Origin of the sequence: Dactylosporangium sp. NPDC005572, assembly GCF_040605515.1 — a bacterium.
Lineage (GTDB): Bacteria > Actinomycetota > Actinomycetes > Mycobacteriales > Micromonosporaceae > Dactylosporangium.
On record NZ_JBEXCY010000091.1, the window covers coordinates 1 to 10,478 of the forward strand.

At 72.4% G+C, this 10,478-nt stretch carries 12 protein-coding genes, 1 tRNA gene and 1 pseudogene; 10 read left to right on the forward strand and 4 right to left on the reverse strand.

The window, feature by feature from the left end:
- Positions 1–77: 77 nt before the first annotated feature.
- Together ABZS66_RS33815 and ABZS66_RS33820 are read right to left on the reverse strand one after the other, a co-directional pair.
- Positions 78–383 (reverse strand): translation initiation factor 2, encoded by a 306-nt coding sequence (locus ABZS66_RS33815; protein WP_354764878.1) that lies wholly within the window; start codon positions 381–383, stop codon positions 78–80.
- A 74-nt stretch (positions 384–457) separates the two neighbouring features.
- On the reverse strand, positions 458–622 hold the full coding sequence (locus ABZS66_RS33820; protein WP_238015888.1) for a hypothetical protein: 165 nt from the start codon (positions 620–622) through the stop codon (positions 458–460).
- An 86-nt stretch (positions 623–708) separates the two neighbouring features.
- On the opposite strand from ABZS66_RS33820, the gene ABZS66_RS33825 reads away from it, so the two are divergent.
- Together ABZS66_RS33825 and ABZS66_RS33830 are read left to right on the forward strand one after the other, a co-directional pair.
- Complete coding sequence (locus ABZS66_RS33825) at positions 709–891, forward strand: hypothetical protein (RefSeq protein ID WP_354764952.1); 183 nt, start codon at positions 709–711, stop codon at positions 889–891.
- 42 nt (positions 892–933) lie between these two features.
- On the forward strand, positions 934–1,119 hold the full coding sequence (locus ABZS66_RS33830; RefSeq protein ID WP_354764954.1) for a hypothetical protein: 186 nt from the start codon (positions 934–936) through the stop codon (positions 1,117–1,119).
- A gap of 62 nt (positions 1,120–1,181) precedes the next feature.
- On the opposite strand, the pseudogene ABZS66_RS33835 reads toward ABZS66_RS33830, so the two are convergent.
- Together ABZS66_RS33835 and ABZS66_RS33840 are read right to left on the reverse strand one after the other, a co-directional pair.
- Positions 1,182–1,274 (reverse strand): annotated as a pseudogene (locus ABZS66_RS33835) (zinc ribbon domain-containing protein); the annotation flags it as partial.
- A gap of 2 nt (positions 1,275–1,276) precedes the next feature.
- A complete protein-coding gene (locus tag ABZS66_RS33840) occupies positions 1,277–1,930 on the reverse strand; it encodes a 5-formyltetrahydrofolate cyclo-ligase (RefSeq protein ID WP_354764880.1) in 654 nt (217 codons plus the stop codon).
- Positions 1,931–1,985: 55 nt separating this feature from the next.
- Here ABZS66_RS33840 and ABZS66_RS33845 point away from each other — a divergent pair, with 55 nt between their 5' ends.
- The 8 genes from ABZS66_RS33845 (at position 1,986) to ABZS66_RS33880 (ending at position 10,450) form a co-directional block, all read left to right on the forward strand.
- Positions 1,986–4,040 (forward strand): diguanylate cyclase, encoded by a 2,055-nt coding sequence (locus ABZS66_RS33845; protein ID WP_354764882.1) that lies wholly within the window; start codon positions 1,986–1,988, stop codon positions 4,038–4,040.
- Positions 4,041–4,049: 9 nt separating this feature from the next.
- The gene (locus ABZS66_RS33850) at positions 4,050–4,985 is read left to right on the forward strand and encodes a UTP--glucose-1-phosphate uridylyltransferase (protein WP_354764884.1); all 936 of its coding nucleotides are present in this window, start codon (positions 4,050–4,052) and stop codon (positions 4,983–4,985) included.
- Entirely contained in the window at positions 4,982–6,268 is a 1,287-nt protein-coding gene (gene glp, locus ABZS66_RS33855; protein ID WP_354764886.1) for a gephyrin-like molybdotransferase Glp, read from the forward strand. The genes ABZS66_RS33850 and glp overlap by 4 nt, the downstream gene beginning before the upstream one ends.
- Positions 6,265–6,882, forward strand: coding sequence for a GNAT family protein (locus ABZS66_RS33860; protein WP_354764888.1), 618 nt, complete (start codon positions 6,265–6,267; stop codon positions 6,880–6,882). Before glp ends, ABZS66_RS33860 begins: the two co-directional genes overlap by 4 nt.
- A 203-nt stretch (positions 6,883–7,085) precedes the next feature.
- Positions 7,086–7,895, forward strand: a complete 810-nt coding sequence (locus tag ABZS66_RS33865) for a hypothetical protein (RefSeq protein WP_354764890.1) — start codon at positions 7,086–7,088, stop codon at positions 7,893–7,895.
- 65 nt (positions 7,896–7,960) lie between these two features.
- A tRNA-Ala gene (locus ABZS66_RS33870) sits at positions 7,961–8,034 on the forward strand.
- Between the two features lie 612 nt (positions 8,035–8,646).
- Positions 8,647–9,414 carry a TSUP family transporter gene (locus ABZS66_RS33875; protein WP_354764892.1) on the forward strand — a complete coding sequence of 256 codons (768 nt, stop codon included), beginning with the start codon at positions 8,647–8,649 and terminating at the stop codon, positions 9,412–9,414.
- Between the two features lie 43 nt (positions 9,415–9,457).
- A complete protein-coding gene (locus ABZS66_RS33880; protein WP_354764893.1) occupies positions 9,458–10,450 on the forward strand; it encodes an aldo/keto reductase in 993 nt (330 codons plus the stop codon).
- Positions 10,451–10,478 lie beyond the last annotated feature (28 nt).

Below are 10,478 nucleotides of genomic sequence, written 5' to 3' on the forward strand. Positions count from 1 at the left end.
ATCAAGGGAAACATCTGGTCGCTATGACAGCCAGATGTTTCCCTTGATCATGGCCCGGCCGCCGTCGGCGGCGGCGGCTAGAACAGTGCTCGGCCGCAGAGGATGAACAGCAGGACCAGCAGGACGGCGCCGGCGAACAGCGCCATGCCGCGGGTCAGGATCGTTGCCGCCTGCTCCTCGCGGTCGATCCGTTCGCGGTCCTGGCCGGGTAACTTTCGCGGCGGGATCGGGTTCTCCACCGTCGGCGGGCGCCAGCCGTGCGGAGGTGGCGTGCCGCGTGGAGGCCCGGAGTACGAGACCGGTGACGGCGTGGTCGGGGTGGCCGGGGGCGGCGGTTCGGCGCCCTCCGCCGGGCGCCGCCAGTAGGCGTCCTCGTCACTCACGCAGTCGAGATTACCCATCCGGGACGGCGGGCGAAGGAGGAGGAGTCCGCCGTCCCGGGTGAGTCGGTGCTGGATCAGTCGTTGTCGAGCAGGTCGGCCAGGGACATCGGGCGAGTGGCGTCGGGGTCCGCGGCCCGGTTCGGGTCGGCGAGCCGGAGCGTCTCCTGCTCGTCCACCGTGACCGCGTCGACAGACGCGCGGCCGGTGGGGACCGGGGCCTCGGGGGTGGGTTGTGTCATGCCGCCGAGTGTGACCCGTGTTCCGGGAAGGCGACTGTCGTCATTCGGCCACTTTCCCGCAAACTCGTCGGAGTACGCTCGGCGCCGTGGCAGGGACGAACGGGTGGGCTCCCACCGATGAGCAGCGAGAAGTGAGCTTCGAGGACTTCGCCGACGAGCTGGTCGTGCTGCCGGACACCACGACCGACGACACGGACTCGGGCTGGGGTGAGCGGTCGTCGAGCAACGACGACCGGCTGCTCTCCGACCGGCCCCCGCACTGGGACTGAAGCGGCGGCACGACGAAGCACCCGACCCCGGGCTGGGATCGGGTGCTTGATGTCGTTGGTCAGGCCGCCGAGGCCGACTTCGTCGAGGCGCCCGAGGTGCTCGGCGCCGCCGGCTTCGAGTCCGACGACGACGAGGAAGACGTGGTCGTCGACGGGGAAGAAGACGAGGTCGACGGCGTGGACGACGACGAGGGCGCCTTGGAGGACGAGCGCGAGTCGGTGCGGTAGAAGCCCGAACCCTTGAACACCACGCCCACGGCGGAGAACTGCTTGCGCAGCCGGCCCGCGCACTCCGGGCACTCGGTCAGCGGGTCGTCGCTGAACGACTGCACCGCTTCGAGCTGGTGGCCGCACACCGTGCAGGCGTACTGGTAGGTAGGCACCCTCAGCCTCCATCATTGGCACTCGACTGCTCCGAGTGCCAATGGTGCGCTATCGCACACCCATTCGTCCAGTAGAGGTGGGGCTCCTCATACCCATCGGGTTCATTTCCGACCAGAACTCCACAAACCGGGCGATCGTGCGGCTCGGAAGGTACCGCAGCGCCGTACTCGCCCGGGTACAGGAGCACGAGCGTCGGCGCGCTCACCCGCGGCAGCACCCGGTCGTAGGAGCCGCCGCCCTGACCCAGCCGCATCCCGGAGCGCGCCACGGCCAGCGCCGGCACGAGCATCAGCTCGACCGCGGCCACCGCCGACCGGCCCAGCCGCGGACCGGCCGGCTCGATCAGGCCGAACCGGCCCGCCGCGTAGGAGCCGTCGGCGACCGCCCAGTCCAGGTCCAGGTCGTCGTCCAGGACCGGCAGCAGGACCCGCGGCACGACCTCCCGCAGTGCGGTCACCAGCTGTGGGCCACCCGGCTCGGAGAGCATCGGGACGTAGGCCGCCACCGATGTCGGGCGCACCTGCAGTACTGCCGAAACCATCGCGGCGACGAGGGCCTCGTCGGCTGCCGCCTTGACGGGCGCGGACATGGCCCGCCGAGCGGACCGGATGCGCGCCCTGAGCTCGGACTTGGGGGACACCTTCGGCGGGAACACGGAATTCCTCCTTATCTGTGACAGCATCGCATCAACCGAAGTGCGGGAGGACGGAGTGACGCTGCGTGCGCGGCTGACCGCTGCCTTCCTCGCGGTCGTCCTCGGGCCGGTGCTGCTCGGGGCGGTCTTCGTGGGCATCGCCGTCGCCGCGGTCAGCGACCGGCGGGCGGCCGAGCGGCTCGACGCCGGCGCCGACAACCTGCGCGCCGCGCTTGCGGTCACCTGCCAGCGGCTGCGGCTCGCGGCGGAGACGACCGCCCTGCTCAGTGTGGACGGCGCCCAGAGCGTGGTCTCCCGCGGCCTGGCCCGGGCCGTCGAGGTGATCCGCACCGACGGCCTCGTCCTCACCACCGCCGGTGACCTGCCGGGCAGGCCGTGGGCCGACTGTGCGGCGCCGACGCCGGACGCCCACGGCGCGATCTCGGCCGTCGTCGACGTCGTCGACGCGGGCGGGCGGCGGATCGGCCGGGCGTATGCGGTCGAGCCGGTCGACTCGACGCTGCTCGGCTGGCTCGCCGAGGCGAGCGGGGTGCGGATCGACTCGCTCGCCGCCGGCGCGCAGCCGTCGGCCGAGGACAGCGGCATCGCCTCGACCGCGCGCGGGCTGGTGCCGGGCGCGACCGGGGCGTCGACCGACGGGCGCCTGGTGCGCCGGCTCGACCCGCAGCCGGGCCAGCCGCTCATGCTCGCGATCAGTGTTCCCGCGCCCGAGACGCAGGAGCTTTATGCGGTACTGGTGGCGGTCGTCGTCTGCGCCGGGCTGGTCGCGGTCGGCGTCGCCTGGTGGCTCGCCCGCTCGACGACCCACCCGCTCACCGAGCTGGCGCAGGCCGTGGAGCGGGTCGCCGACGGTGACCTCAGTGCCCGCGTGCCGGTCCGCAACCAGGACGAGGTCGGCCGGCTGGGGCAGACGTTCAATCGCATGACGCGGGAGATGCAGGGGTACGTCCAGGCGCTCACCGCCAGCCGCGACCAGCTCCGCGGGCAGCTCGGCGTGCTCGGCGACACCCTGTCGAGCACCCACGACCTGCACCGGATCCTCCAGGTCATCCTGCAGACGGCGACCGCCGCGACCGGCGCGCAGTCCGGCGTGGTGCTCATGGTCGACCCGGGCAGCGGCGAGCTGCGCGGCCAGGTCGCCGAGGGGCTTGCCGGGATCGACGTCGGCGAGTTGCGGCTCCAACTGGGCGAGGGCCTGCTCGGCACGGTCGCCGCGTCGGGCGAGCCGCTGCGCGGGCGGGTCGAGCGGGACGGGCCGGTGCTGTCGCCCGGCGAGCCGCGCTGCGCCACGTACGTCGCCGTGCCGATCGCCGCGCCCGCCGTCGGGCCGACGACCGGGCTCGAGCAGCCGCTCGCGGACCGGCCGCCGGCCGCCCGGGGCGTGCTCGCGCTGTACGACCGGCACGGCTTCGACGAGTTCGACGACGCCGACCTCATCACCTTGCGCACGTTCGCCGGCCAGGCGGCGGTCGCCGTCGACAACGTCCGGGTCCACGAGGAGGCCCAGCGGCTGTCGCTCACCGACCCGCTGACCGGCCTGTCCAACTACCGCTACCTGCGCGAGTCGCTGCGCCGGGAGGTCGAGCGGGCCAGCCGGTTCGGCCGGACGCTGGCCGCGCTCGCGCTGGACCTCGACCGGTTCAAGGAGGTCAACGACACGTACGGGCACGCCGCCGGCGACGCCGTGCTGGCCGAGTTCGCCCGCCGGCTGCGGGCCGAGATCCGCGAGGTCGACTTCGCGTTCCGGCAGGGTGGCGAGGAGTTCGTGGTGCTGCTGCCGGAGACCGACGCGTCCGGCGCCGCGGTGCTCGCCGAGCGGCTCGGCGCGGCCGTGCGCCGCAGCCCGGTGATCGTGGTGTCCTCGACGCCCGGCCAGGCGCCGCGGCGTATCCCGGTGACGGTGTCGATCGGCATCGCGGTCTTCCCCGACCACGGCGCCACCGGGGGCGCGGTGCTGGAGGCGGCCGATGACGCGCTGTACGCGGCGAAGGCCGGCGGACGGGACACATACCGCATCGCCGGGGCTGTGACCAGTACAAAGGGGAGCGTCGAGGTGACGCCCGGCGCGCCAAAGGCGGCACAACCGCCACGACAGAGCCGTGGCGGTTAGCCTTGCGACATGCCTGACACGACTCCTCACCAGCACGCGGCGACGCGCCAGCGAGCTGTCAAAGCCGTGATCCCGGCGGCGGGGCTGGCCACCCGCTTCCTCCCGGCGACCAAAGCCGTGCCGAAAGAGCTGCTCCCGGTCGTCGACCGCCCGGTGCTGCAGTACATCGTGGAAGAGGCGGCCGCGGCCGGCATCAGGGACATCCTCCTGGTGACCGGGCGGGGCAAGACCTCCATGGTCGATCACTTCGACCGCCGGCCCGACCTGGAGGCGCGCCTCGCGGAGAAGGGCGACGACGAGCGGCTCGCCGCGGTCAAACGCCCCAGCGAGCTCGCCGAAATTTATACGTGCCGTCAGGGGGAGCCGCTCGGATTGGGCCACGCCATCTCGTACGGGGAGTCGCACGTCGGCAACGAGGCGTTCGCCTGTCTGCTCGGCGACGAGTTCGTCGAGGAGACCGAGCCGCTGCTGCCCGCCATGCTGGACCTGCAGGCGCAGACGGGCGGCATCGTCCTGGCCCTGATCGAGGTCGAGCCGGAGGAGAGCAACCGATACGGCATCGCTTCCATCGAGCCGTCCGACCTGAAGGCCGAGGCGGGTGAGGTACTGCGGGTGACCGGCCTCGTCGAGAAGCCCAAGCCGTCGGAGGCGCCGAGCAACCTCGCCGTCATCGGCCGCTACGTGCTGCCCCCGATCCTGTTCGACGCCATCCGCCGCATCGGCCCGGGCGCCGGCGGCGAGATCCAGCTGACCGACGCGATGGCGCTGCTGCTCGCCGAGGGCACGCCGGTGCACGGCATCGTCTACCGCGGCACGCGCTACGACACCGGCATGCCGCTCGGGTATCTGCAGGCCGTCGTCCAGCTCGCGGTCAAGCGCAACGATCTCGGTCCGGCGTTCAGCCAGTGGTTGACGCAGTTCGTGGAGAAGGAACTGCGCGGGTGACAGCGGTTCCAGCGACGGGCTCCCACCACGACGCGGCGCGCGACGCCGGCGTCGGGCCGAACGCGCGCGTCCCCCTCGCCGACTACCTCGCCGGCGTGCTCCGAGGGCTGCGCCCGTTGCCCCCGCTGGACCTGGAGATCACCGCCGCGCACGGCAACATGCTCGCCGAGGACGTGGTCGGACCGGGGCCCGTGCCCGCGTTCGACCACGCCGCCATCGACGGCTACGCCGCGCGCTTCGACGACATCAGCGACGCCCAACCGGGCCGGCCGGTCCGGCTGAGCGTCGTCGGTGACCTGGTCGCATCCAGCTGGCGACCGGTCCGGCTCACCCCCGGCACCTGCTTCTCCGTCGCCGCCGGCGCGCTCATGCCGGTCAGCGCCGACGTGATCGTGCCGCCCGGCCTCACCGACCAGGGCATGGCCGCCGTCGAGGTGTACCACCCGACCAAGCGCGGCCACGGCGTGCGGCGCGCGGGCGACGAGCTGCCGGCCGGCGCCGTCCTGGCCCGCGCCGGCGCCTACGTCACGCCCCCGATCGTGTCCGTCCTCGCCGCCAGCGGCATCGGCCACGTCGTCGTCCGCCCCAGCCCGCGCGTCGTGGTCATCGCCACCGGCGACGAGCTCGTCGACGTCGGCCGGGCCAGCCAGCCGGGCCAGGTCGTCGACGCCAACTCCCACGCGCTGACCGCGGCCGCCGCCGAGGCCGGCGCCCACGCCTACCGGGTCGGCATCTGCGACGACGACCCCGAGGGCCTGCGTGGCCTCCTCGACGACCAGATGCTGCGGGCCGACCTGATCATCACGACCGGCGGCACCGGGACCGGACCCGGCGACATGGTCCGCCGCATCCTGTCCCGGCAGGTCGTCTTCTCGGATCTTTCGGTCTATCCGTGCTCATCGCTCGGCTACGGTACCGTCGGCGGCTCCAACGGGGTGCCGATCGTCTGCCTCCCCGGCGATCCCGGCGCCGCCCTCATCGGCTTCGAGGTGCTCGCCCGCCCGGTCATCCAACTGCTCGCCGGCGCCGACCCGGTGTTCCGGCCGAGCGTGCGCGCCCACCTGCTGGAGACCGTCAGCTCCCCGTCGGGCATGCGGGAGTTCCGCCCGGCCTACATCACGGAGCGTCGCGGCGGCGGTTACACGGTCGCCCCTCTGGCGGGAGGGCCCTACACGCTGTCAGGATTGGCCGACGCCAACGGGCTCATGGTGCTGGGGGAGAAGGTCATCAGCGCGGCCGCCGGGTCCACGGTCGACGTCATACTGTTGGATAGGCGGCGATGAGTCAGCCAGGATGGCCCGCGGTGCTCGCTGACGGACCGGTCACGCTTCGGCCGTATCGGCGCTCCGACGCGCGTGCGTGGTCGGAGGTCCGCCGGGCCAACGAGCAGTGGCTGTCCAAATGGGAGCCGACCCCCTACGGCACCTGGGCCGACCTCAACTCCACGGCCGCCTTCCGGGCCGTCCACGCCGACCTGCGCCGGGCCGCCCGCCAGGGCAGCGCGATGCCGTTCGCGGTCTGCTACGAAAGCGTCCTGGTCGGCCAGCTCACGCTGGGCAACATCGTCCGCCGCGCGTTCTGCTCCGGTTACGCCGGGTACTGGGTCGATTCCCGCTACGCCGGCAAGGGCATCATCCCCACCGCGCTGGCCCTGGTCGTCGACCACGCCTTCAGCGTCGGCGGCCTGCACCGGGTCGAGGTCAACATCCGCCCGGACAACCTGGCCAGCCGCCGTGTCGTCGAGAAGCTCGGCTTCCGGCAGGAGGCCTATCACCATCGGTACCTCCACATCGACGGCGACTGGCGGGACCACCTCGGCTACGCGATGACCACCGAGGATCTGACCGGCGAGGGCGGCCTCCTGGCCCGCTGGCACAAGGTCTCCGCCGCCGCGTAGGGCGTGTTGACGTCGTATTACGCGCGTATGGCCGTACTGTCTTGAGACGGAGTTACCGCGTTGTAACTTCCACAGACTTGGATTCCTTGTCCGCGCTTTCCGCGGTTCGTCCGTCAGTTCGAATCGCGTAGTTGGTTCGTCTTGGATTCGTACGCAGATTCGTTCGCAAGTTCGTTCGCAAGTTCGTTCGTGGTTTCGGAGGGGTGAGGGTGCCGACCTCGGTGCTCCTCGCCGTCCTCGCCGCTGCTGGGCTTCTCGCCCTGGCGCCCGCATTGGTGCGCCGATACGACGCTACAGAGCGGCTGGTGGCGGAGCGGGCGTTGTCGACTGCACGGGTGCTGTCCCGTGCGGACCGACGCCGCCGCACTGTTCCCGGCCGCCGCCCGGTCAACCCGCCGCGGATCGTGGTCCCGCGCCTGTCCTCGGGCACCCCGGTCGCGCCGTCACCACGCCCCGACCGCAAGGGTGCCGACCGCGCTGACCTGCCGGGCCGGCCGGGCCGCTGGAACTCGTCGGGCCGTTCGGACTCGTCGGGCCGCTCCGGCGGCTCGGACGTCGCCGGTCGCGTGGGCCGGTCGGGCCGCCCGTTGGCCACCGTCCCGCCGTCGTCCCGGCGCCGCCGGGTCCACCGCCCGCCGCGAGCCGTCTATCGCCGTCGTCGGGTCCTCCTCGCCCTCGTCGTCCTGAACATGGTCGAACTGTGCGGCGTCGCGCTGGTCGGCCCGGGCTTCTGGATCAGCACCGCTGTCACGGGTGTGCTCCTGATCACGTACCTGGCCCACCTGCGCACGCGCGCCCTGGCCGACCGCCGCCGCCGTCGCCGCGAGGCCCACTACGCCGCCTGGATCGCCCGGCGGCAGGCCCAGGTCCGCCGCGAGCAGCTCCGCCGAGCCGCCCAGCGCCGCGAGGCAGTGGCACGTCAGCTGGCCGAACGCGACCGCGCCCGGCGCGAGGCCGCCCGCCTGTCCGCCCTCCGCGGCCGCCCGTACGACACTCGCGCGTCAGGCCAATGATCTGATTCGCGGTGCCCCTGGGCGACCTGTTACTGTTAGCGCCGGTCCGCTTCGGCAGACCGGCTGGGGTTGTGGCGCAGTCTGGTAGCGCACCTCGTTCGCATCGAGGGGGTCAGGGGTTCGAGTCCCCTCAACTCCACAGTCTTAGGGTCACCCTGCTCGGTCGCCTGTGGCGGCCTCGCCTTGGGGACTGTGGGTTCCCCGCGCAGGCTTCGCCTGCTCCAGGCGGGGGGCTTCGCCACCCCGCGCCCCCCATGCCGCGCTTTCGCGCGGCACTGGCTGCGCTTCGCTGGCCAGGCCACCAGGTCCTGCGGGTGGATTGTGGCTCTGCTGCTGGCAACGTTTGGCTTTCCATCGTGCTGGCCTCCGTTCGGACTCGCGTGGGCTTCGCTCCGCTTGCCCATCCCGCCGCGATTTCTGGGGTCAGGCTAGTCGGGGGGTATGACAGTTTTCTGGGCTCGTGCCGGCCCGCTGACGTTTTCTGCGCCGGGTTGGCTGTGGCCCGAGCCCCGAACCCCGAACCCCGAGCCCCCGAACCCGGCTCCCGGGTCCGGCGATGTCTGTGCGCACCCGGCGGGCCGGCTCCTGGCGCGCGTCGGTGTTGAGGGTGGCGGCTGGCGGATCGCCGCGCGGAGATCCCTTCCCGTGAGCGCCGGCTGGTGGGCTGACCGGCCCCCTACGAGAGGTAAGGGGTGTCTTGGGTGACGGGGGTTACTGACCAAATCTGGGCGGTCGGGCAGAGTGCGTCCGCGTGGGTGTTGGGGAGTTGGCCGGGCTGCTGGGGGCGGCGCTGGCCGCCGGGTGGGTGGATGCCGTTGTCGGGGGCGGCGGGCTGCTGTTGCTGCCAGCCATCCTGCTCGCCAGCCCCGGGATTCCCATCGCCACCGCGCTCGGGACGAACAAGCTCGCCGCCGTTGCCGGGACCTCCACCGCCGCCTACACGTACGCGCGGCGGGTCGAGATCGACTGGCGGGTCGCCGGGCCGGCCGTGCCGCTCGCGTTCCTCTTCGCCGGAGGTGGGGCGGTCCTGGCGGCGTCCGTGCCCGCCGCGGCGTTCAAGCCGGTCATCCTCGCCGTGCTCGTGTCCGTGGCGATCTTCGTTACCTTCAGGCCCCAGTTGGGTGCGGTACCGCGGCCCGAGCTCGCGACGCCGAAACGGGTCGTGCTGGCGGTGGCCGTCGCCGGTGGCGTCGTCGCGCTCTACGACGGGCTCGTCGGGCCGGGGACGGGGACGTTCCTCATCCTGGGACTGACCACCATCGTCGGCGCGGACTTCGTGCGGGCGTCCGCGATGGCGAAGCTGGTCAATGTGGGGACGAACCTCGGAGCGCTCGCCGTGTTCGCCTCCGGCGGGCACGTCTGGTGGGCGGCCGGGGCCGGGATGGCCGTCTTCAACATTCTCGGGGCCTCGATCGGGGCTCGGATGGCGCTCAAGCGCGGAACCGGCTTCGTCCGCGGTGTGCTGCTCGTGGTGGTGCTCGGGCTGGTCGCCCGGCTGACCTACGACCTTCTCGGTTGACTGAGTTGACCTGGAGCGCGCTCCAGGTGGCAGGGTCTCCAGCATGAACAGCGACTACATGCGGACACTCGGGCGGAGCGGGATCCAGGTCAGCGCCCTCGGGATCGGATGCTGGGCCATCGGGGGGCCGTTCTGGGCCGGGGAGCAGCCGCTCGGCTGGGGCGAGGTCGACGACCGCGAGTCGATCCGGGCCATCCACCGAGCCCTTGACCTGGGCGTGAACTTCTTCGACACGGCCAACGTCTACGGCGCGGGGCACAGCGAGCTGGTCCTGGCGGAGGCCCTCGCCGGTCGCCGGGACGAGGCGGTCATCGCGACCAAGTTCGGCGGTACCTTCGACGAGCAGACGCGCCAGACCGGGCCCGACGACGGGACCCCCGCCGGCCTGCGCCACGCGGTGCGCGAGTCACTGCGCCGGCTCGACACCGACCACATCGACCTCTACCAGCTGCACATCAACAGCCTGCCGATCCCGCAGGCGCTCGACCTCGTGCCGGTGCTCGAAGAGCTCGTCGAGCAGGGCCTCATCCGCGCGTACGGCTGGAGCACCGACTACCCCGAGCGCGCCGAGGCCTTCGCCCAGGCCGGCCAGCACTGCACCGCGATCCAGGCCGACCTGTCGGTGCTGCGGGGCTCCTTCGGCGTCCTGCCCGTCGCGGACCGCTTCGACCTCGGCGTGATCATCCGCGGGCCGCTCGCCATGGGCCTGCTGAGCGGCAAGTACGCCGCCGACTCCAGGCTCCCGCTCGATGACATCCGCGGGCTGAGCCCGGAGTGGATGACGTACTTCACCGACGGCCGCCCGACCGCGGAGTTCCTCGACCGGATCGCGGCGATCCGTGAGCTGCTCACATCGGGCGGGCGGACGCTCGCCCAGGGAGCGCTCGCCTGGCTGTGGGCGTACGACTCCCGCACGATCCCGATCCCGGGCTGCCGCACGGTCGCCCAGGTCGAGGAGAACGCCGGTGCGCTCGAGCACGGCCCGCTGCCGGAGAAGGAACTGGCCGAGATCGAGCGCCTGATGGGCCGGGCCTAGACGGCCAAGAGCCGAAGGCCGCGGCCCA